This is a genomic window from Streptomyces pyxinae (assembly GCF_024756275.1).
In the GTDB taxonomy this organism is placed as follows: domain Bacteria; phylum Actinomycetota; class Actinomycetes; order Streptomycetales; family Streptomycetaceae; genus Streptomyces; species Streptomyces pyxinae.
The window spans coordinates 42,965-64,666 of sequence record NZ_JANUGQ010000007.1 but is presented as its reverse complement, the minus strand read 5'-3'; the positions used below and the strand labels follow the sequence as shown (position 1 = coordinate 64,666).

Genomic DNA, 21,702 nt, shown 5'->3' with positions numbered 1-21,702 from the left:
TCGACGGATTTTCTTTTTTCGGTGGCGCGCTGAAAGCCGCCCCGAATTTCTCCGGCTGCGTCTTCACGCCGTCCGGTCAAACATGTTCCGAAATGCCTGATCAGCAGGCGAACCACGGGGGTTGTCACAGGTGAACCCTGTCCGGAATCTGTCGATCTCCTCCGGGCGGGCCGCCGTGGACGAGGTGCTCCTCGTCCGGGTGGCCGGCCTGAGCCGAGATGCGCTCAGAGGCTTTCACCACAGCCGCGTAGACCAGGTGTTGGCCGAGGAGACCGAAGCCCTCCGGTTATTGGACGAGTCCATCGAGCAGGCCGGCACGGCCCTGTTCCAGGACATCGGCGCGCACACCGGACACGAACGGACCGTTCTCGTCACCGCGCGCAGAGGAGTGCACCACGGCGACCTGCCGCGGCGGGTCGCGCGGGAGGCCGTGCCGCTGATGTCCGAGCGAGCGACCGCCGCATTCGGCTCCTGGACAGCCGCGCGGGACCGGGTGCGCTCCCTGGGTGTGCAACTGGAAGCCAGGTGGGCGGCGGCCGAGGCGGACGACCTGCGTCACCTGCGCGACATCTGCCTCGATCGGCGATTCCGGACCGGTCTTGAGGCCACCAGCCGGGAGTTGGCCGACATCGCACAGCGGTGGGCCGTGGGGACGACCGGCGCACCGCAGCGCAAGCGACTCCTCCGGCTCGCCCGGATGGCGGCCCGCGCGGCCGCGAAGACCAGCCCGTTCAGCTCCTGGATGGTGACGATTCCGGCCCGCTGGGGCCGGGCCGGCGGCGAGGCGGCCCTGGAGCGGCTGCTGATCGAGCTGGACGGCACGGTGATCGGTGCGCTGACCCGGGCCCTGCACACCGCGCTGCCGGCGCCCGCCGAGCTTGAGGTACGGGTCAACCCGAGTCTGGTGCGGGTCGACGGCGGCTGGCTGTTCCTCCGGTCCGGACGACGGGAGCAGACGGTCCGGGTGACGGAGCACCCGGCGATCGACGCGGTGCTGCGCACCCTGCGCCCCGGCGAGGCAGAGGCGGGTCTGGCCGCCCGGGTGGCCGGCGGAGCAGCTTTGGTGAGCAAGTGCCTGGCCGCCGGGCTGATCGAGCACCGGCTGCCCGTCGCCGACCACCACCCCCGGCCCTGGGCCGCCTGGTCCACCTTCGCCGACCGGCGCGGCGCTGCGAGCCTGTCCGCCGAGCTGACCGCGCTGGACACCGCGCTGGACGACTCCTCCGCGGCCGCGGAGGCCGCCGCCGAACGGGTGGGGCGCCGGCTCGGGATCGAGCTCCCCGCCGTCAAGGCGCACGAGATGTCCGTCGCCGCCGACTGGCCCTACGAACTGCCCGACCGTCCCGACGACGCGGTGCTCGACGAACTCGACTGTGCCCGCAGGCTCCTGGCGCTGTACGACCACAAGCTGCCGGCGAAGGCGGCGGCCGGGGAGTACCTGGCCGAACGGTTCGGTGCCGGCTTCGACGTGCCGCTGACCGTCGCCCTGGACAGCCTCGGCCGGGCTCGTCTCGACTCGGCCGGTGATCTCGGGCGCATCATCGGGCCGACGGTGCCCCCGTGGGGAGCCGACCTGGCGACGTGTTCGAGCAGCATGGTGCGGGAACTCGGTCGTGCCCTGTCCGGTCTCACCGGTGAGGTGCTCGACCGGGCGGCGCACGGCCCACTCGCCGTGGCGGACCTGGACCGGCTCCTCGACGACTTCCCTTTCGCGCACCCGAACCGCTCGGCCACCTTCTACCTGCAACAGGCCACGGAGGCCGGGATCCACCGAGTGGTGAACGTGGTGCACGGCGGGCACGGCCGCGGCCGGGGGCGGCTTGCCGCACAGGCGGGCCTCGCGATCGCGGACCTGGTCCCCACCATCGACGAGGACGTCGTCGAAATCAGCGGGTCACTGGGCTCCGCACTCAACACGAGGACGGCCACGGCGCCACGCGAGCTGCAGTATCCCGGGACCACGTCCGGCCGGCCGGACGGCGAGCGCCTGCCAATGTCGTCGGTGCGCGTCGTGCCCGGGCCGGACGGCCTGCCCGTACTCCGGGACACGGACGGTCGCGACGTGCGCCTGGTGCACCTCGGCATGGCCGCCGACCTCGCACTGCCGCCGTTCGTCCGGCTGTTGGAGCAGGTCTTCGGCAGCGCCTACCTGATCCACCCGAGCATCGCGGTGTTCACCCCCGCTGCACCCGGCCTGGCCGGTACGGCGCGGTCGATCGCCACTCCGCGAGTGGTGCTCGGGGCCACCGCGCTGCAGCGGACCCGCCGGCTGCTGCGCCGGGAGGAGTTCCCGGGCGGGCGCGGGCCGCGCGAATCGCTGCGGGCCTGGCACCGGTGGCTCGCCTCGCACGGTCTGGGCAGCCGGTTCTACCTCCGGGCCTGGAGCTCCGCCGATCACGGCGGGGGCCAGAGCAAAGCGCGCAAGCCGGTGTTCGTCGACGTCACCAGCCCGCTGCTGTTCGCGGACGCTCAGAAGATGCTCCGTCAGGCCGAGTACGCGATCGTCGAGGAGTGCCTGCCCGACCCGCTGGCCGGATCGGGACACGTGACCGAGTTCGCGGTCCAGGTGGGTGCGCGACGTTGACGACCTGGACTTCCTGGCATGTGCACCAGCATCAGGGACAGGACCGGCTGTTGACCGAGGCGGTCACACCATTGATCGGAGCCTTGCGGGCCGAAGGACTCGCCGGCCTGGCGTTCGTCCTGCGGTACTGGGACGGCGGCCCGCACGTGCGGCTGCGACTGAGCGCCCCTTCGGACACCGCGCTGGCGGAACTGGAGCACCGGGTACCGGCCGAGCTGGGGCACTGGTGCCGCGACCACCCGTCAGAGCGCAGCATGAGCGCCGAGGAGTACACGCTGCTGCGCGGCCGGATCGGCGGATCAGATGCGGCGACCGAGCTGGTCCCGGACGGCACGGTCGTACCCGCCACCTACTCCCCGGAGCACGAACGGTACGGTCGCGACGCCGCTTTGGCGGCGTGCGAGGAACACTTCGACGAGAGCACCCGGATCGCCCTGGACGTGCTCGCGGCGAACCCGACGGTGGCGGCTCGGCACTCCCTGGTCGTCGTGGTCCTGGCCGGCTTCTTCGCGGCGCGTGGGCCCACGCCCGGTGCCGACTGGGCCCGGCGCGTCCGGGCCGTCGGCCTTCCGCCCGGTATCCGGCTGGACCTGAGCCGGATCGCACCGCTCCTGGAGCGGCCGCCCGCCGCGGCCCAGCGTCTCACCCGCTCGCTGGAACGGCTTGAGGTCGCGCTGCGCACCGCCGCGGACGACTACCGTCCGCCCGCCCTCGGCTTCGGCGGCGTGACGTTCGCGACCGCCGATGCCGGGGATCCGATCGCGACGCTGGACATCTGCATTCACCTCTTCGCCAACCGGATAGGAGTGACGTTGCCCACCGAGCTGATGCTGCGCGCAGCACTCGCACAGGCCCTTCTCGCCGAGACAGGGGCAGACGCGTGACCGGCACACAGCAGCGGGTCGCGACCCGGGACGGCAGTCGAACCGCGGACTGGCAGGGGATGTTCGCCTACCACGACGAGAGCCGGTGGAACGCTCTGCTGCTCGGACCGGTGTGGGAGTGCGCCGAGATCGCGGAGCGGGCCGGCTGCCAGTTCCGGCTGACCCGGGAGTGGCAGCGCGGACCGCATCTGCGCCTGGGGGTGCGCGGACCCCTCGGTGCCGCGGCCACGGTGCGGGAGCGGATCGACCGGCGGCTGCACGAACTGCTGCACTCCACTCCGTCGGCGCGGACCGTGACGCTCGCGGATGTCCGGGACCGGGCGCAGCGGGCAGCCGACCGCGCCGGCGTCGAGCTGCGCGAGGACTGGCTGGCGGACAACTCCCTCACCTGGACGGCCGGGGCGGCCGCCGACGGGACGTGGGGTACGGAGCCAGAGGTGCGGGCGTTGCTCGAAGACTTCCACTACGCGGCGAGCGTGCCGGCTCTGCGGCTGCTGCGAGCCGCTCCCGCGGATCGACTCGGACCGGCCCTCGTCGACCTGATGGCGGTCACGGCCCAGGAATTCGGCCGGGGCGGGCTCGTGTCCGCCGCGCTGTCCTTCCGGTCGCACGCCGAGGCGTATTTGAACCTTGAGGCCGCGCCGGACGTGCGCGCGGCTTGGGACGCGGCCGCCCGCCGCTCGGAACCGGCGCTGCGCCGCAGGCTGCTCGCGGTGGCAGCGGGCCCGGACCGACCCGGCTACGTCCGGGACTGGCTGGACGCGATCACTCCGATGGTTCGGGCCGCCCGACAGGCGCAGTCCCGCGGCGAGTTCGCACTGCCTGCGGTGGCCGACGGTTTCTCGGCCGAGCTGACCGGGCGCAGCGCGTTCCACCGCGAGCTGGCCGGGTCGGCCCGGTGGGAGGAGGTGCGCTCCTCCGACTGGTTCCAGACCTACCGCTTCGCGATCAGCCTGCTCTACCTCCAGCTATCCCGAATGGGCGTGGGAGCGGCAGGCCGGTACCGGCTGTGCCACCTGCTGGCCACGGCCCTGGCGGAGAGCGAAAACCCGACGACCACAGAGGGGGGCGACCGATGACCCCGGCGCAGGACATCGCCGCGCAGCGGACCGAACGGCTGAGAAGGGGCGTGTTCAGTGCCGAGCGCGGCGGGCGCACCCACCTCATGGCCTGGCCTCACCACGTCAGCCTGCCCTCCGGCGCGTCGACGGCGGACGTTGTCGCGCGGCTTGCCGGCACGGGACAGCCCGCCGACGCGGAGGACCAGGTCACCGAGCTGCTGCGGCAAGGCGGCTGGCTCGACGAGGAGTTCGCCGACGACCGAGGGATCGCGTTTGTGGTGCGGCCGCTGAGGGCCTGCGGGCCGGCGCCCGCCGCCGAGGGGCGGCCCGACCTGTCCCGGTACGCGGTCATCCGGGCCGAGCACGGTGCTCTGATCTTGGAATCGCCCCTGGCCAGCGCCGAGATCACGCTCCATCGGCGGGAACTGCTGACGACCGCACTCGACCCCGGGTCCGACTCGGCACCGGCGTCCGGCGGGCTCGCGGCTGCCCTCCGCGAGCAGCTCGCGCTCACGGGCTTCCTGGCTGACCCGGAGGGTGAGCAGGCCCAGGAGTTGCGCTACCGCCAGTGGTCGCCGCACGAGCTGCTCTTCCACGACCGCAGCCGCCTCGGCTACCGCGGGTATGTCGGCGACGGATTCGGCGGAACCTGGTGGGGCCGCGCGGCCGGCTTCGCGCCGGAGCCGGCCGCCCCGCCGCCCTACCCGGGGGCCCGTGTCGGACTCGCTGTGCCGGACTTCGCGGACCGCCGGCTGAGTGAGGGCTCGTACTTCGAGGTGTCCGAGGGGCGTCGGTCTGAGCGGGAGCACGACGAGGAGTCCCCGATCTCGGTCGATCAGCTCGGTGAGCTGCTATACCGTACCGCGCGGGTGCGGCGGGTGCGCGAGGAGGACGAGGTCGAGTTGGTCAGCTCCCCGCGCCCTTCGGGCGGCGCGGTGTACGAGCTCGAGCTGTATCCGGTGGTCAACCGGTGCGCGGGGCTGGACAGCGGCTTCTATCACTACGACGCGCACCGGCACGAGCTGGAACTCGTGCAGCCCCTGGCACACCACGCGGTGCGCCGGATGCTGCGCGTCGCCTCGCAGGGATCGACGACCGGCGCCGTCCCACAGGTGCTGCTGGTCGTGGCGGCCCGGGTCGGCCGGGTGATGTGGAAGTACGAGGGGATGGGTTACGCGGTGGTGCTGAAGAACACCGGGGTGCTCTACCACGCACTCGCCGGGACATGCGGCGCCATGGGACTGGCCGGCTGTCCCCTGGGTACGGACGACGCGGTGGCCTTCACCGAGGCGACGGGCCGTGACCCGCTCGTCGAGGTCAGCGTCGGCCAGTTCATCGTGGGCTCCAGTCTCCGCCGGCGTGGGGGGCGGGGTCGATGAGCGCTCTCCGGCGGCTGAACGCCTACACGATCGACTTCGAGGGCAAGACCTACGGGCTGTCCGAATCCGGGCCGCTGGAACTGTCGACCGGCGTGTCCGGCTGGATCCGCCTGGTGTCCTCGTGGATCGACCAGGGCCGGGAGGTGGAGCAGGCGGCCGATGAACTCGGCGGCGCGCGTGCGGCGCAGGCGCGCCGGGTACGGGACGCGATGATGTCCGTCGGAATCCTGCGGCGCCCGGGCGCGCCCGGCGAAGTGAGGTTCGCGGGCGAGAGTGCCGGACTGGAGCACGCGGTCGAGCGCAGCGGGTTGTCGCTGCCCGCCGTCGTCCTGGGAGCCGGCCCCCTGCGCGGTGACTGGTTCGAAGGCGTCCGCGCCGCGGCGGGGACGGGTCGCGCGGGCGTCGTACTCTTCGCCGAGGGCGCCGCGGTGGTCGTCGGGCCGATGGACGCCGAACAACTCGACGAGGTCGTGGCCGCCTTGCGCTGCGGCGACCTGGCCGAGGGACGGCCCCACCCCACGGCGGTGCGGACCGCCGCGGCCCAGCTGGTTCGGCGGGCGGCACTCGGGACCGCGGAGGTCTGGAGCGGCCCGACGGTCACTCGGGAGGAGACGACGTCCTGGCGGGCACTGCCGCACCCCTGGCGGCCCGCGTCGGCAGGCCCGGTGGCCGAGCCGTTCGACGAGCGGGTGATGGCGGCGATCGACCCGGTCCACGGCGTCGTGCGCGAGATCGGTGAGGACGACCTGCCCCAGGTACCCCGGCACCTCGCTCGGGCCCGGGTCGCGGGCCGGGCCTCGATCCGCCCGCTGGACGCGGAGATCGTCGCGGACGGGTCCGACTACGGGCAGGCCCGGCGGCAGGCCGTGCTCGCAGCCCTCGCGTTGCACCTCGAATCGACCCTCGATCCACGTGCCGTGGTCGACGCGGCCGGGCGGCCCGCCCTCACCGACATCACCGACGACCTGTCCGCGCTGCGCGCCGCGGCGGACAGGATCGCCGACGACCCGGCGGGCCATTTCCTGCCCGCTCGCCGCCTCGCGGACGACGGCCCGGTGCTGGCGTCGGTTGACCGGGCACGGCGCTGCGGCACCGGTACCGGGCCATCGCCCGGCACCGCTGCGGCCGAGGGACGGGAGGAGGCACTCACCGCGGCACTGCTCGACCTCCTTGAGGCATGGGCGGTGGACACACCCGGCCCGGTCGTACGCGTGGAAGGCGGCGAGGAGCTGCCCGCCGAGGTGCGCGAAGCACTGGATCAACTGCTGGTAAGCGACCGTGCGGCCTGGCTCGGTCTGCTGCCGGAGGAGGCGGTCCCGACCGCGGTGGCGACCACCCGCCACGGCACCGTGTACGGCCGGGGCACCAGCCACGCCGCTGCGGCGGTCCGCGCGATGGAGCAGGCCGTGCTCACCGGCCAAGTGCTGATGCACGGCCGCGTGGACCTCGCATCGCGAACCCTGGGACAGACGCTGCCGCCGCCCGGTCGGGCGGTCGCCCTGCCCGGCGTGCCGCCGATCACGCTCATGGACCTGCGCCACGCGGTGGCGCTGCGCGCTCCCGACGCGGTCGTGGTCGAGCTCGACCACGACCCCGGCATCGCCCGGCTCGGAATCTCGGCAGTGAAGGTGGTAGCGGACTGATGACGGAGATGCTGACGAACACCGCCGACGATGCTGCGGTACAGCCCGGAGTGCTGTCCCGCAGCCTCTCCGGCGCACTCGCGGATCTCGATGTCGCGATATGGGCGAGCGACAGCTGGCAGCTCCCGGCGGACGGTCCGGGCGACCGCCCGTGGCTGAGCGTGCACACCGAGGTCGATCAGGTGGTCGTGGGGCCGTTCACCCGCCCGGGCCTGCCGGGCTGCCCGCACTGCCTCGACCTGCGGCGGCAACGCGTCGACGCGGGCAAGACGTGGCTCGCCCCCCTGCGCGAGCAGCACGCCATCCGGCTCGCGCAGGATGTGCCGCGGCTGCTCGACGAGCTCGCCGCTCAGGTGGTGGCCGAAGCGGCCGCCGCGCTGGTGGCGGACGAGTTGGCCGCCCCGGACGGCCGGCGCCTGGTGACAGTGGTCGATCTGGCAACCCTGGCCACCACCCGCCACCATTTTCTGCCCGACCCCTTCTGCCCGCACTGCGGAGTGCTGCCGGAGGACACGGCGGAGCTGGCGCAGCGCGTCCTGCGGCCCGCCCCCAAGATCACGCCGTTCGGGTCGCGGACCCGGGACGTGATGGCCGAGTTCGAGACCGTCCGCGAGCTTTACGTGGACCCGTTCAGCGGCCTGATCCGGCACACCAACCGCGGCGCGGAGGGCGGGCTCGTGATGGCCGGCGCGTCGATGCCGCTGCGGTTCGACAGCCTGGCCGAGCCCGGGTACGGCCGCAGCCGCGACTACCGGACCAGCGAGCTGACCGCGATCCTTGAGGCGCTGGAGCGCTACGGCGGTGTGGCCCCCGGGGGGCTGCGGAGCTCCGTGCGCGGCACGTGGCACGAGCTCGCACCGTACGCCGTGCACCCTGACGTGTTCGGCCACCACCCGGACGAGAGCTACGACGACCCGACCTTCCGCTACCGCAGGTTCGATCCGGACCGGCCGGTGTGGTGGGTGTGGGCGTACTCGTTCGCCTCCGGGAGCGCACGCCTGGTGCCGGAGGCCCTGGCGTACTACTACTGCCACCGGCTGCGCGGCGACGATCCGGTCTCCTACTACGAGGTGTCCAACGGCTGTGCCCTCGGCTCCTCCTGGGAAGAGGCCACGTTGCACGGAGTCATGGAGACGGTCGAGCGGGACGCCTTCCTGTGCACCTGGTACACCCGGACCACCCCGCCGGCCATCGACCTGGACTCGTGCCATGACCCGGCCGTGCCGCTCCAGGCGGGCGCGATCAGGTCGAGCACCGGTTACCGCGTCCACGCCTTCGACATCACCACGGACTACGGGATCCCGGCCGTCTGGGTGATGGCGGCTCACCCGGACCAGAGGGGTCCCGCCCTGCTGTGCACCGCGGGAGCCGGCCTGAACCCGGAGCGGGCGCTGCTGAACGCGCTGAACGAGCTGGGGCCGATCCTCAGCGACGTGATCCGGCGCTACCCGAACGAGGAGGAGCGGGCCGCCGGGATGGTGCGCGATCCCTACCAGGTCGTCACCATGCCGGACCATTCGGCGCTCTACGCGCACCCCGAGGCCGCGCACCGGCTCGACTTCCTGTTCGGTGGGCCCACCATAGCCATCGACGAGGTCGGCGGGCCGGACCGGCTGCGGCCGGATCGCGACGACCTCACGGTGGACCTGCGGGCCGCGGTGGAGCGGATCGGCGAGGTGCTGGTGGTCGACCAGACCGCACCCGAGCACCGGGCTAGCGGATTCAGCTGCGTCAAGGTCCTGGTTCCCGGCGCGGTACCGATGACCTTCGGCTACCGCAACCGGCGGGTCGACGGGCTGCCCCGGCTGCTGAGCCTGCCGCGGCGGCTCGGCCGGCTCGGCGCGGACCTGACCCGGGCCCAGCTGAACCCCGACCCTCACCCGTTCCCGTGAGGGCCGGGACGACGGCCGGGTTCCCGGTCCTCACCGAACTCGACGGCGCGGGGTGGACCAGGCTCGTGCGCTGGCTCGCCGACGCGCGGCACCACACGCCGGTCCTCGAACTCGGCGGCAGTCGCCATGTGTTCCGGGCCGAGGACGTGCGCACCGTGCTGGCGGACAGTGCGCTCTTCTCCTCGGACCGGACCCGGATGATGCCGCCCACCGCGCAGCTCGGGCGCGGCAACCTGACCATGATGGACCCGCCGGACCACACCCGGATGCGGCGGATCGTCAACCAGGCATTTACGCCCGCCTCAGTCAGCGGACTCGTGCCAGCGATCGACGAGATCGCCGAGGAACTCGTCGGCAGCCTGGCCGGGGACCGGTTCGACCTCGTCCACGACCTGGCCTATCCGTTGCCGATCCGGGTCATCTGCCGGTATCTGGGGTTGCCCGAGGACCAGATCGATCACTTCCGTACCTGGTCCATCGGGTTCAGCCGCGGTGACGCCGGGCAGATGGACGCGATGCACCGGTACCTGGCCGAGGTGGCGCGGCTGAAGCGGGCGCGGCCGGGACGGGACCTGATGTCACGCCTGGCGACCGCCGAGGTGGACGGCGCGCCGGCGACGATCGACGAGATCGCCTCGCTCACCGGCCTGATCCTGCTGGCTGGGCACGTCACCACCACCTCGTTGATCGCGGCGGCGGTCCACCAGCTGTGCGTCCAGCCGGTGGCGGATGCCCGGGTCCGCGAACACGACAGGGTCGATGATCTGGTGCTGGAGGCGTTGCGGGTGCGGCCCGCCTTCGCCCAGGTGACCCGGATCGCGGCCGAGGACGTCACGCTGTCCGGTACCACCGTGCCGGCCGGGGCACCGGTCTCCGCGTGGATCCTGTCCGCGAACCACGACCCGGAGCTGAACCCGGACCCGGAACCGTTCCTCCTCGATCGGCCGGCCCGCCGCCATCTGTCCTTCGGTCACGGCGTGCACTACTGCCTCGGCGGTCCGCTGGCGCAGTTCGAAGCGACCGCCGCCGTTCGCGCGGTCATCCGCCGGTTCGCCCGGCTGGCCGTGCTCGCCCCGGTGGAGTTCCACCCGCTGCCCACCCTCGCCATCCGGCGGCTTGAGCTTCAGGGGCGGTCCCGTGCCACCTGATCCGTTCCCGAGGCTGCTCGCCGGTGTGCACGCGATCGCGGCCCGGGAGAGCACGCTGCTGACCACCCGCACGGGCCATTACCGGGGTCCGGCCGGACTGCATCCGCTGATGCACCGCCTCGCCCCGCTGCTGGACGGCCGGACCGCGGAGTCCGCTCTGCTGACCAGGGTGCCGGAGCCCCGGCGCCTCGCGATCGGCCGATGTCTGGACTACCTGGAGCGGCGCGGTGCGCTGCGACGTGAGGACCGGCCGCGACCAGAGGGCCTTCCCGACGAGTTGCTCGCCGTCGCGGACCTCGTCGACGACGCGCCCTATACGCGCTGCTCGGCACTGCTCGCCGCCGAGGCGGCTGTGCGCGCGCCGGCCGGCTGGCTGCCGGCGCTGGACATGGGGCTTCGTCAGTTGTCGGTGCGGTCGGAGCTGTCCACGGCTCCGGGCGTCCTGGTCCGGATCGGCGAGACCGAGGTGGCGATACCGCCCGACGACGGATGGCTGGTGGAGCCGGTGGGCACGGTTGAGCGGGCCGTGGTCGCCGCGGCGGTCGCGGCGGAGGCCGTGGGCCGTTTCCTCGGCCGCCCCACCCGGTCGCTGCCGGCCGTTCGGGCCGTGCCCGGCCTCGCCCGCAGTGGCCCCCGGACGAGCCCCGACGCGCCGCTGCTGGATCAGTGGCCGACGCCGGCGCACCTGCGGGCGCTCCTGCTCGACCCGTCCGCGCTGCTGCCGACCGGCGAACTCTCCTGCGAACCTCCTGCGGCGATCCGTCCACTCGGGACCCGTACGGGGCCGCACCTACCCGCATGGCTGCGCGCCGTGCTGCGGTGCGTGCACGTCCCGCTGCGCTGGGAGTCGGGAGCCCTCGCGCACTCCGGCGGCTGGGCGCACCGCGGGATCGCCTCGGCGCGGGCGTTCTACCCGATCGAGCTCTACCTCGTGACGGACACCGGTGCCTGGTACGTCGAGCCGGGGGAGCTGCGGCTGCTCCCAGTGTCCCGTCCCGCGTCCGAGGGATCGGGCTCGGCGAGCCCGGGTTCGCCGTACACCCTGGTACTGACGGCGCGTGAGACCAAGGTCTCCTATCGCTACCACCGGTACGCGACCCGGCTGTGCCTCCAGGAGGCGGGGCTGGCCCTGGCGGCGATCGGTGACGCGGCCCGGATCGCGGGCAGCGGCGTCGACGAGGTGGTCGAGCTCGGCGCGCGGGGCCGCAGCGGGCCCTGGGGCGAACTCCTCGATCTAGAAGCGGACGAGCGGCTGGTCGGGCGGGTCATACTCGATCCGCCGCGGCACGCCGTCGACCCGTCGGCGCTCGACCGGCACCTGGAGCTGGTGCGGCGCCGGCACTCCGGACACCGGGTGTTCAACGCCCTGGGCGCGGACAGGGTCGGCCGACTCGGCTCGCTGCCCGCCGAGCTGGCCGCGTTCTCGGACGACACCCTCAGGTCGTATCTGGTCGTCCATCGTCCATGCCTCGACGACGCGGGCGACCGCTGGGAACCGGGGTGCTATCGGGTCGGCGGGCAGGGCCTCGCGCTGGTCCGAGCGGGTTCGGCACCCACCAGGCAGCTCCAGCGCGGCCAGGACGCGATGGGGTGGCTGGCACCGGACTACGCCGCCGCCTCGGCGACCGTGATCGTCGCGGCGCCGGTCAGCGAGGCCACCGCCGACCTGCGGCGGCTGCACACGGCCACCGCCGCCGCCGCGCGGATCGCGCACCGGGTGCTGCTCGGAGCCGCGGCGGCGGGGGCCGCGGGGCGCATCCACAACAGCCTGCGGGGCGACGTGGTCGCCGCAGTGACCGAGGACGCGCGGATCGCCCCGCTGTTCCAACTGATCGTCGGGTGTCCGGGGCCCGACGGCACGATCAGTGTCGATCTCGGATAGGCCGGGACAGGCCGCACGCGACGACGCCAAACGCACGACATCCACGGGGAGTGAACGATGTTGGGGGAACAGACGATGTCGATGGCCATCCGCCAGAGCACGGTCCGGCCGCTCGGCGACACGACGACCGGTCCGTTCCGCCCCGGGCAGGCGGTCAGCGACTCCTCCGGCCGTTCCGCCCGGGTCCTCGACGCCATGGTCGATCTCGTGTTGCGGATCGGGTACCCGAAGGTCAGCGTCCAGGACGTCGCCGCGAACGCGGGGATCGGCAAGGGGACGGTGTACCGGCACTGGAACAGCAAGGAAGACATCATCGACGATGTGCTGGTGCGGGAATTCGACCGGGTCCACGACCGGTTCATCACGCACCTGCCGCGCGACCGCAGGCTCGCCAGCCTGCACGCGGCCGGCTGCGTGCTGTACCAGCAGGTCATGGCCAATCCGGTACTGCGGGCCTACAACACCCGCGACACTCGCGTCCTGGGCACTCACGTGGCTCCACCGGTGAGTCCGGACGCCCTCGGGATATCGCTCGCGTCCGTCCTGGTGCGTCAGGAGTACTTGGAGTTGCTGCGCGTGAACGGCCTGATCCGGGAGGCGATCTGCTCCGAAGAGGGCCGACTGTCCATCGAAGCCGTCGTCAACGGCTTCGTCGCGCGACCGGGCGCCGCAGAGGATCCGAAGGAGTGCAAGGCGACCTCCCGCCTGCTGGCGACAGTGCTGCGCCGGGCGTTCGAACCCGTCGAGCCGCCGGCACCGGAGAACCACGACCGGATGGTTGCGGAACTGCTGGCGCTCCGCCCGCTGCGGTCCGGGACCCCGATGCGGCTGGCCGAGGCGCGCATGGCGGGCGAGCGATGACGGACCTGCGGTTGCCCCACTGGGCCCCGGCCCTCTACGAATCCCTGCACCGCACTCCCGAACTCGGATTCCAGGAGCACCGCACGGCCGGGATCCTCGCCGATGTGCTCAGCCGGGAGGGCTTCGCGGTGACCCGGGGGATCGGAGGCACTGGCCTGGTGGCGGTGCTCGACCGCGGCCCCGGGCCCGTCGTCGCGACGCGCGCGGAGCTGGACGCCCTGCCGCTCCAGGAGCGCACCGAAGCCCCTTTCGCCAGCGAGGTGGAGGGGGTGATGCACGCGTGCGGGCATGACCTGCACCTGGCGGCGCTGGCGGGGGCGGCCGCACAGCTGGCGGCCCGCCCGGCACTGCCGGGTGGACGGATCGTCCTCGTCCTGCAACCGGCGGAGGAAATGGGAAGCGGTGCCGCCAGGATGGTCGAAGACGGCCTGGTCGAGGCCGTCCCGCGTCCTGATGTCCTGCTCAGCCAACACGTGTCGGCCATGGCGCCGGTCGGAGTGCTCGCCTCCACTCCCGGGACGGCGCTCGCCGCCGCGGACACCCTCACCGTCACGGCACATGCTCCGGGCGGACACACCGGCTCCCCCGATTCCGGCCCCGACCTCGTGCTGTTCGCCGCGAATCTCACCCAGCGCCTGCACACCGTGGTGGGCCGTGACGTGCCCCCGTTCGAGCAGGCGGTGGTGTCCGTGCCCGCGCTGGAGGCACCGTCCGCGCCGGGCCTGCGCGCCCCCAGTGTCTCCGCCAGGGTGAACATCCGCACCTTCGCGGAACGCGTACGGGAGCCGATTCTCGACCGCATCAAGGCGGTCGTACGGGCAGAGGCCGCCGCAGCCGGACTCGCCTTCGGCGAGGACGTCCGGCTGACCCACGACAGCCGGGTTCCTCGGGTGGAGAACACGCCGCGGATCCGTGACCGTCTGGTTAGGTTGCACGAGAGCCGGCTGCCGGTGCGTCACCTGACGGTCCCGCCCGCCCTCGCATCGGACGACGTCAGTGTCCTCGCCGAGGCATTTGGAAGTCCGGCCGTGTACTGGTTCGTCGGTTCCGGTGAACCCGGCGGCCGGCTCGGCCCGGTGGGGCCGGCGTGCCACACCGACGCGTACCTCCCCCACCGGGCGACCCTCGCCGTCGCGGCCGCCGCGATGCGCGAGGCTCTGCTGGCCGGGCTGGCCGGTGACCTGGACGTCGGCTGACCCGTACCGTCCGCAAGCTGAGGAACCGACGCGGGCGTCGTCTCCGCGGCGCAGCGCTGGACGGCACCACCCGCGTCTACGGACTCGGGATCGGCCGGATACAGGATCGCACCCTTGCCGCCGATACGTTGCCCTACGCCACTGGGCGCCGCACGCGATGCTTCCTGGAGCAGGCCACCCGCCCCGACCTCGCCGACCAGCGGCACGGGCAGCTTGCCCGGCCGTACGGGCCGGGCCGGCGGCGGGCCTAGGGTTGGGGGGTGCGTGGGAGACGGAGGGCGCCGGGGGCGCCGTTGGGGCAGCGGGACGGGATCGACGCGGTGCGGGTGCGGTTGCCGGCGGATCCGGGCGGGGTGTGGGGGCGGGTGGGGGATCATCTGGTCGCCCGGTACGCGGGGGCGATCGGGGCGGAGCGGGTGGCCGCGATGCTGGCGGAGGGTCGGTTCGTGGGGGCCGACGGGCGGCCGGTGGCGGCGGACGAGCCGTACGAGGCCGGGCGGTGCCTCTGGTTCCACCGGGACCTCCCGGCCGAGGAGCCGGTGCCGTTCCCGGTGGGGGTGGTGTACCGGGACGAGCGGATCGTGGTGGCCGACAAGCCGCACTTCCTGGCGACGACGCCGCGCGGCAGCCATGTCACCGACACCGCTCTGGCGCGGCTCCGCCGGGAGCTGGGGGTGCCGGCGCTCCAGCCCGCGCACCGGCTGGACCGGTTGACCGCGGGCCTGGTGCTCTTCGTCGTACGGCCGGAGGACCGGGGGGCGTACCAGACGCTGTTCCGCGACCGCCGGGTGAGCAAGGGGTACGAGGCGCTGGCGCCGTACGATCCCGGTATCGCGCTGCCGGTGACGGTGCGCAGCCGGATCGTGAAGGAACGAGGGGTGCGGGCGGCGTACGAGGTGCCGGGCGAGCCGAACAGCGAGAGCCGGATCGATCTGGTCGAGCGCCGCGGCGGACTGGCCCGCTACCGGCTGGAGCCGCGCACCGGGCGGACCCATCAGCTGCGGGTGCACATGGCGTCCCTGGGGGTGCCGATCCTGGACGATCCGCTCTATCCGGAGGTGCGGGACGACGCCCCCGAGGACTTCGGGCGGCCGCTGCGGCTGCTGGCCCGGGAGCTGGAGTTCACCGATCCGGTGTCCGGGGAGGAGCTGCGGTTCCGGAGCGGACAGGCGCTGGAGTGGGGCGGGTGGGAGACGGAGAGGGCGGAGGGGTGATCCCCGCCGGCCGCCGTCCCGGTGGGGCGCGGCGGCCGGCGTCCCGGTGACCCCCGCCGGCCACCGGGCGGGAGGGGGTCCCTCCGCGCGGCGGCCGGCGGCCGGGGTCAGTGGCCCCGGTCGACCCACTCCTCCAGGTGCGGGGCCTCGGCACCGATGGTCGTGGAGTCGCCGTGGCCGGTGCGCACCTCCGTCTCGGGAGGCAGGGTGAGCAGCCGGGCGCGGAGCGAGTCGATGATGGTCGGGAAGTCCGAGAAGGACCGGCCGGTGGCGCCCGGGCCGCCCTGGAAGAGGGTGTCGCCGGTGAAGACGGTGGCGAGCCCGGGGGCGTACAGACAGACGGCCCCGGGGGCGTGGCCCGGAGTGTGCAGCACGGTCAGCTCGGTGCCCGCGACGGTGAGGACCTGCCCGTCGGCCAGTTCCCCGTCCGGGCTCCGGTCCGGGTGGGTGAGCCGCCAGAGCGGCAGGTCCTCGGGGTGGAGCAGCACCGGCGCGCCGGTGGCGTCGGCCAGGGCGGGCGCGGCGTCGATGTGGTCGTCATGGGCGTGGGTGCAGACGATCGCCCGGAGGGTCCGGCCGTTCAGGGCGGTCAGGATGGCGTCGGCGTCATGGGCGGCGTCGATGACGATCGCCTCGCTGTCGTCACCCACGATCCAGACGTTGTTGTCGACGTCCCAGGTGCCGCCGTCGAGCGAGAAGGTGCCGGAGGTGACCAGGTGGTCGACGCGGGCCGCCATCAGAACACCACCACCGAGCGCAGCACATCGCCCTCGTGCATCCGGGCGAAGGCGTGCTCCACGTCCCCGAGGCCGATGGTCTCGGTGACGAAGGCGGCCAGGTCGATCCGGCCCTGCTGGTGGAGGTCGATCAGCATCGGGAAGTCCCGGGAGGGCAGACAGTCGCCGTACCAGGACGACTTGAGCGCCCCGCCGCGCCCGAAGACGTCGAGCAGCGGCAGCTCCAGCTTCATCTCCGGGGTCGGCACGCCGACCAGCACGACGGTGCCGGCCAGATCGCGGGCGTAGAACGCCTGCCGGTACGTCTCCGGGCGGCCGACCGCCTCGATGACCACATCGGCGCCGAAGCCGCCGGTCAGCTCGCGGATCGCCTCCACCGGGTCGTCGGTACGGGAGTTGACGGTGTGGGTGGCGCCCATCTCCCGGGCCTTGGCCAGCTTCCGGTCGTCGATGTCCACGGCGATGATCCGGGCCGCGCCGGCCAGCCGGGCGCCGACCACCGCCGCGTCCCCGACGCCACCGCAGCCGATGACCGCGACCGAGTCGCCCCGGCCCACCTGGCCGGTGTTGATGGCGGCGCCGATGCCGGCCATCACCCCGCAGCCCAGCAGCCCGGCGACGGAGGGGGCGACGGCCGGATCGACCTTGGTGCACTGCCCGGCGGCGACCAGGGTCTTCTCGGCGAAGGCACCGATGCCGAGCGCCGGGGACAGCTCGGTGCCGTCGGTGAGGGTCATCTTCTGCCGGGCGTTGTGGGTGTCGAAGCAGTACCACGGCCGGCCGCGCAGACAGGCCCGGCACTGGCCGCACACGGCACGCCAGTTGAGGATCACGAAGTCGCCGGGGGCCACGTCGGTGACGCCCTCGCCCACCGACTCGACCACACCGGCGGCCTCATGGCCGAGGAGGAAGGGGAAGTCGTCGTTGATGCCGCCCTGCTTGTAGTGCAGGTCGGTGTGGCAGACCCCGCACGCCTGGACCTTCACCACGGCCTCGCCCGGGCCGGGGTCGGGGATCACGATCGTCTCGACCCGCACCGGCTCGTCCCGGCCCGGCGCGACGACCCCCTGGACCTGCTGCGTCATGCTGCGCGTTCCCTTCTCCCGATGGTCAGTCATGGTGCTCGTGTACGGGACCACTATTCCCTGTCGCGGCACCGGTCCCGGGAAGGGGTCCTTACGACGCGCGCGGCCTCGCCACGGGCGCACGACGCGCGCGGACTGGCCATGGGCGTACGACCCGCGCGCCCACGCCGCCCTCGTCACGGCGTACGACACACCCGGCCTCCACCAGGGGCCGTACCAGGCACGGCGGCCCTGACCCGGGCCGTAGGCCCTGACCCGGGCCGTATGACGCGCGCGGCCTCCGACCCGGGCCGTACGACGCACACGGCCCTCGTCATGGGCGTACGACGCGCGCGGCCCCCGCCGGCGGACCGGCGGGGGCTGCGGGAAGGGGACGTCGGGGCGGCTCAGCCCTCGGCTCGGTCCCCGCTCAGTCCTCGGCGCGGCCGGCGGCGAGCGCCAGGACCCGCTTGCGGACCATGAACCAGCCGCCGACCAGGGCGGCCGCGATCAGCGGCAGGCAGTTGACGGTGGTACGGCCGACACCGCCACCCCACCACATCAGCACGACAACGGTGGCGAGGAAGACCAGCGTGGCGATCTGGGTGTACGGCGCCCAGGGCAGCTTGTACGAGGGCCGCTCGACCGCGCCTTCCTTGGAGCGGTTCCAGAACAGCAGCGAGCAGAGCATGATCATCGCCCAGGTGCCGAGGATGCCGATGGAGGCGAGGTTCAGCACGATCTCGAAGGCGTCGTCCGGCACGAAGGCGTTGAGCGCCACGCCCAGCACGCCGAAGCCGGCGGTGAGCAGGATGCCGCCGTAGGGCACCTGGCCCTTGTTCATCAGGCCGGTGAACTTGGGCGCCGAGCCGGACATGGCCATCGAGCGCAGGATGCGGCCGGTGGAGTAGAGGCCGGAGTTCAGGCTGGAGAGGGCGGCGGTCAGCACCACCAGGTTCATCACACCGGCCGCGCCCGGCACGCCGAGCTTGTCGAAGACGGTGACGAACGGGCTCTGGTCGGCCGAGTAGGAGGTGTACGGCAGCAGCAGCGCCAGCAGCACGACGGAGCCGACGTAGAAGAGGCCGACCCGCCACATGATCGAGTTGATCGCCTTCGGCATGATCTTCTCGGGGCTCTCGGTCTCACCCGCCGCGACACCGCAGAGCTCCACGGAGGCGTAGGCGAAGACCACGCCCTGGACCACCATCAGCATCGGCAGCATGCCCATCGGGAAGATGCCGCCGCTGTCGGTGATGGTGGCGAGGCCCGGGGTGTGGCCGCCGACCTCGTGCTGGGTGACCACCAGGTAGATGCCGACCAGCATGAAGATCACCAGCGCGGCGACCTTGATGATCGCGAACCAGAACTCCATCTCGCCGAAGTACTTCACCGAGATGAGGTTGGCGGTGAGCACCACGGCCAGGGCGATCATGGCCAGGATCCACTGCGGGATGTCGCTGAACATGGCCCAGAAGTGGGCGTAGGTGGCGGCGGCGGTGATGTCCGCGACCGCGGTGGTCGACCAGTTGAGGAAGTACAGCCAGCCGGCGGTGTAGGCGCCCTTCTCGCCCATGAACTCACGGGCGTAGCTGACGAAGGCGCCGGAGGACGGGCGGTAGAGGACGAGCTCGCCCAGCGCGCGGACGACGAAGAAGGCGAAGACGCCGCAGACGGCGTACGCGACGGCCAGCGAGGGTCCCGCGCCCGCCAGCCGGCCGCCGGCGCCGAGGAAGAGCCCGGTGCCGATCGCGCCGCCGATGGCGATCATGTTGATGTGGCGGGACTTGAGGTCCTTGCTGTAACCGGCGTCACCGGCGTCGATGTGGGGGGCGCCCGCCGTCCCGGAGAGACCCGGGGTCGGGGTGTCGGCCGCAGGCATGGTGCGGTCACTCATCTAGTAGTCGCCTTTGGGTGAGGGGTCGTGCGGTAGCCGTACGCCGGTGAGGGGGTGCTCCACCGTCTGGCAAGGGTCCGGGCCCCTCCCTGCGGAGCGGGCCCAGTAGGTCATAGTCACAGCCCGTTGCCACTTTTGGCTGTGGCCGACATCACGTACGGGGGTGTTTGAACTGTTTTTGAGATCACGTCATGGAATCTCGCTCTTTGTCGGGTAAATGGCCGGATCGGTCCGGCAATCGGCGGGGAGTCCACTCCCCCGCACTCCGGGCCCTTTGAGCCCCGGGGCCCGTGGGAGAGCCACTCCGGCCCCTCCCCCGATCCCTCCGGAGGGGCCCGCGCTCGGGTGCGGACCGGCTCGCCTCATCGCGCATCACCACGCTCCGTACGCTTCGGGCCGGACGGTCCGGTCCCGATACTCCCCGTGACGACCCGGCCCGCCGCCGGGGTGTTCACGGGGCCGGGAGCCGGCGGCGGCCGCCGTCCGGGCCCGGGCGCCGGAGCCGGGCACCGGCACCGGCCGGGGGCGGGCCGGTCGTACCCGGCCCGTCGGCGGTCACGTCGGCCCGGAGCTGGCGCCGCCGCGGGGGCCCGTCCGGGTGCCGGTTCCGCCGGCCCGGAGCGCCGCCGCCGGGCGGGCTCAGGGGGCGAGGACGTCCAGCTCCCGGAGGGCGCCGACGGCGATCTGCCGGGTCAGCTCCTCGGCCCGGCGGCCGTCCCGCTCCCGTACCGCCTCCGCCACCTGGACATGCAGGGTGACGGCGGCCGGGTCGGGGTCGTCGAACATCACCTGGTGGTGGGTGCGGCCGGCGAGCACCTCGGCCACCACATCACCGAGCCGGGCGAACATCTCATTGCCGCTGGCGTTGAGGACCACCCGGTGGAAGGCGATGTCATGGACGAGGTACGCCTCCAGCTGCCTGCCCCGCGAGGTGGCGACCATGCCGAGCGCCTGCTCGGTCAGCTCCCGGCACTGCTCGGGGGTGGCGTGGACGGCGGCCAGACCGGCGGCGGCCGGCTCGACGGCGGAGCGGAGCACGGTGAGGGACCTGAGCTGCCGGGGGCGGTCGGCGCCGGCCAGCCGCCAGCGGATCACCCGGGGGTCGTAGACGTTCCACTCCTCCATGGCGCGGACGGTCACCCCCACCCGGCGGCGGGACTCCACCAGGTGCATCGACTCCAGGACCCGGACGACCTCGCGGACCACGGTGCGGGACACGTCGAAGCGCTGGGCCAGCTCATCGGTGCGCAGAACGCTGCCGGGCGGGTACTCACCCGCCGTGATGGCGAGGCCCAGGGTGTCCAGCACATGGGTATGGAGCCCCGTGGCCTGAGTCGTCATGGGCACAGCCTACGGCGCGCCGGGAGGGCCTCCGGCACCAGCGGTTTCCGGGAGGGGCCGGGGAGGGCTCCGGGGCGGTTCAGCGGTGGTCCAGGACCGCTTCGGGGCGGTTCGGCGGCGCTTCAGGGACAGCTCGGCGCGGTTCACCGACGGTCCCGGGACGGTTTCCCGGGGTGGCGGCCGGCGGTGCGGCCACCCGGAGCGACAGAGGGAGGGAGCGCCATGGGAAGGTGACCAACAGGTGCTTAAAAGTATGACTTTTTTGTCACAGACTCTTGAATACGTCGTACCACATGGGTTTCAGTGTGCGGCGACGGAATCGATGTCGAGGACGACAGCGAGAACAGCGAGGCAGTTTCCATGCAGAACCCCCCAGTCGTCGTCGTGATGGGCGTGGCGGGCACCGGCAAGACCACGATCGGTCCGCTGGTCGCCGACCGTCTCGGCCTTCCGTACGCGGAGGGCGACGACTTCCACCCCGAGGCGAACATCGCCAAGATGTCGGCCGGCGTCCCGCTGGACGACGACGACCGGTGGCCCTGGCTCGACGCGATCGGGCAGTGGGCGCACGACCGGGCGGGACGGGGCGGAGTGGTCAGCTGCTCGGCGCTCAAGCGCGCGTACCGGGACCGGCTGCGCACGGCCGCGCCCGGGGTGGTGTTCCTGCACCTGACGGGCGACCGGGAGCTGATCGGGAGGCGGATGACCGAGCGCAAGGGCCATTTCATGCCCACCGCGCTGCTCGACTCGCAGTTCAGCACCCTGCAGCCGCTGGGTGACGACGAGGCCGGCGTCGCCGTCGACGTGTCCGGCACCCCCGAAGAGATCGCCGACCGGGCCGCCGCGCGGCTGCGCCGTTCGGCGGTCTGACCGGCCTGACCGGTCTGACCCGTCGGACCGGTCAGTCGGACTGAACCCC

At 72.9% G+C, this 21,702-nt stretch carries 16 protein-coding genes; 12 read left to right on the top strand and 4 right to left on the bottom strand.

The annotated features are described in order from the left end of the window. Positions 1 to 130 precede the first annotated feature (130 nt). The 11 genes from NX801_RS10555 (at position 131) to NX801_RS10505 (ending at position 15,744) form a co-directional block, all read left to right on the top strand. Positions 131 to 2,584, top strand: coding sequence for a hypothetical protein (locus tag NX801_RS10555; RefSeq protein WP_258787082.1), 2,454 nt, complete (start codon positions 131 to 133; stop codon positions 2,582 to 2,584). Further along, complete coding sequence (locus NX801_RS10550; protein WP_258787081.1) at positions 2,581 to 3,468, top strand: lantibiotic dehydratase C-terminal domain-containing protein; 888 nt, start codon at positions 2,581 to 2,583, stop codon at positions 3,466 to 3,468. Before NX801_RS10555 ends, NX801_RS10550 begins: the two co-directional genes overlap by 4 nt. Beyond that, entirely contained in the window at positions 3,465 to 4,547 is a 1,083-nt protein-coding gene (locus NX801_RS10545) for a lantibiotic dehydratase C-terminal domain-containing protein (RefSeq protein ID WP_258787080.1), read from the top strand. The genes NX801_RS10550 and NX801_RS10545 overlap by 4 nt, the downstream gene beginning before the upstream one ends. Beyond that, positions 4,544 to 5,908, top strand: coding sequence for a SagB family peptide dehydrogenase (locus NX801_RS10540; RefSeq protein ID WP_258787079.1), 1,365 nt, complete (start codon positions 4,544 to 4,546; stop codon positions 5,906 to 5,908). The genes NX801_RS10545 and NX801_RS10540 overlap by 4 nt, the downstream gene beginning before the upstream one ends. After that, positions 5,905 to 7,551: a hypothetical protein gene (locus tag NX801_RS10535; protein WP_258787078.1), complete on the top strand. Its 1,647-nt coding sequence runs from the start codon at positions 5,905 to 5,907 to the stop codon at positions 7,549 to 7,551. The genes NX801_RS10540 and NX801_RS10535 overlap by 4 nt, the downstream gene beginning before the upstream one ends. Next, the gene (locus NX801_RS10530; protein ID WP_258787076.1) at positions 7,551 to 9,443 is read left to right on the top strand and encodes a TOMM precursor leader peptide-binding protein; all 1,893 of its coding nucleotides are present in this window, start codon (positions 7,551 to 7,553) and stop codon (positions 9,441 to 9,443) included. Before NX801_RS10535 ends, NX801_RS10530 begins: the two co-directional genes overlap by 1 nt. Next, positions 9,440 to 10,591: a cytochrome P450 gene (locus tag NX801_RS10525; RefSeq protein WP_258787075.1), complete on the top strand. Its 1,152-nt coding sequence runs from the start codon at positions 9,440 to 9,442 to the stop codon at positions 10,589 to 10,591. The genes NX801_RS10530 and NX801_RS10525 overlap by 4 nt, the downstream gene beginning before the upstream one ends. Further along, positions 10,581 to 12,473 (top strand): nitroreductase family protein, encoded by a 1,893-nt coding sequence (locus NX801_RS10520; RefSeq protein WP_258787072.1) that lies wholly within the window; start codon positions 10,581 to 10,583, stop codon positions 12,471 to 12,473. The genes NX801_RS10525 and NX801_RS10520 overlap by 11 nt, the downstream gene beginning before the upstream one ends. 75 nt (positions 12,474 to 12,548) lie before the next feature. Further along, positions 12,549 to 13,334 carry a TetR/AcrR family transcriptional regulator gene (locus tag NX801_RS10515; RefSeq protein WP_258787071.1) on the top strand — a complete coding sequence of 262 codons (786 nt, stop codon included), beginning with the start codon at positions 12,549 to 12,551 and terminating at the stop codon, positions 13,332 to 13,334. Beyond that, positions 13,331 to 14,530: an amidohydrolase gene (locus NX801_RS10510; RefSeq protein ID WP_258787070.1), complete on the top strand. Its 1,200-nt coding sequence runs from the start codon at positions 13,331 to 13,333 to the stop codon at positions 14,528 to 14,530. The genes NX801_RS10515 and NX801_RS10510 overlap by 4 nt, the downstream gene beginning before the upstream one ends. Before the next feature lie 260 nt (positions 14,531 to 14,790). Further along, positions 14,791 to 15,744 carry an RluA family pseudouridine synthase gene (locus tag NX801_RS10505; RefSeq protein WP_258787068.1) on the top strand — a complete coding sequence of 318 codons (954 nt, stop codon included), beginning with the start codon at positions 14,791 to 14,793 and terminating at the stop codon, positions 15,742 to 15,744. A 107-nt stretch (positions 15,745 to 15,851) separates the two neighbouring features. Here NX801_RS10505 and NX801_RS10500 read toward each other — a convergent pair whose 3' ends face one another. The 4 genes from NX801_RS10500 to NX801_RS10485 form a co-directional block, all read right to left on the bottom strand. Beyond that, positions 15,852 to 16,481 carry an MBL fold metallo-hydrolase gene (locus NX801_RS10500; RefSeq protein WP_258787067.1) on the bottom strand — a complete coding sequence of 210 codons (630 nt, stop codon included), beginning with the start codon at positions 16,479 to 16,481 and terminating at the stop codon, positions 15,852 to 15,854. Beyond that, positions 16,481 to 17,566 (bottom strand): S-(hydroxymethyl)mycothiol dehydrogenase, encoded by a 1,086-nt coding sequence (locus NX801_RS10495; protein ID WP_258787066.1) that lies wholly within the window; start codon positions 17,564 to 17,566, stop codon positions 16,481 to 16,483. The genes NX801_RS10500 and NX801_RS10495 overlap by 1 nt, the downstream gene beginning before the upstream one ends. A gap of 409 nt (positions 17,567 to 17,975) precedes the next feature. Beyond that, positions 17,976 to 19,442: an amino acid permease gene (locus tag NX801_RS10490; RefSeq protein WP_258787064.1), complete on the bottom strand. Its 1,467-nt coding sequence runs from the start codon at positions 19,440 to 19,442 to the stop codon at positions 17,976 to 17,978. Between the two features lie 639 nt (positions 19,443 to 20,081). Continuing rightward, positions 20,082 to 20,783: a FadR/GntR family transcriptional regulator gene (locus NX801_RS10485; RefSeq protein WP_258787063.1), complete on the bottom strand. Its 702-nt coding sequence runs from the start codon at positions 20,781 to 20,783 to the stop codon at positions 20,082 to 20,084. Positions 20,784 to 21,143: 360 nt separating this feature from the next. On the opposite strand from NX801_RS10485, the gene NX801_RS10480 reads away from it, so the two are divergent. Beyond that, on the top strand, positions 21,144 to 21,653 hold the full coding sequence (locus NX801_RS10480) for a gluconokinase (protein WP_258787062.1): 510 nt from the start codon (positions 21,144 to 21,146) through the stop codon (positions 21,651 to 21,653). Positions 21,654 to 21,702 lie beyond the last annotated feature (49 nt).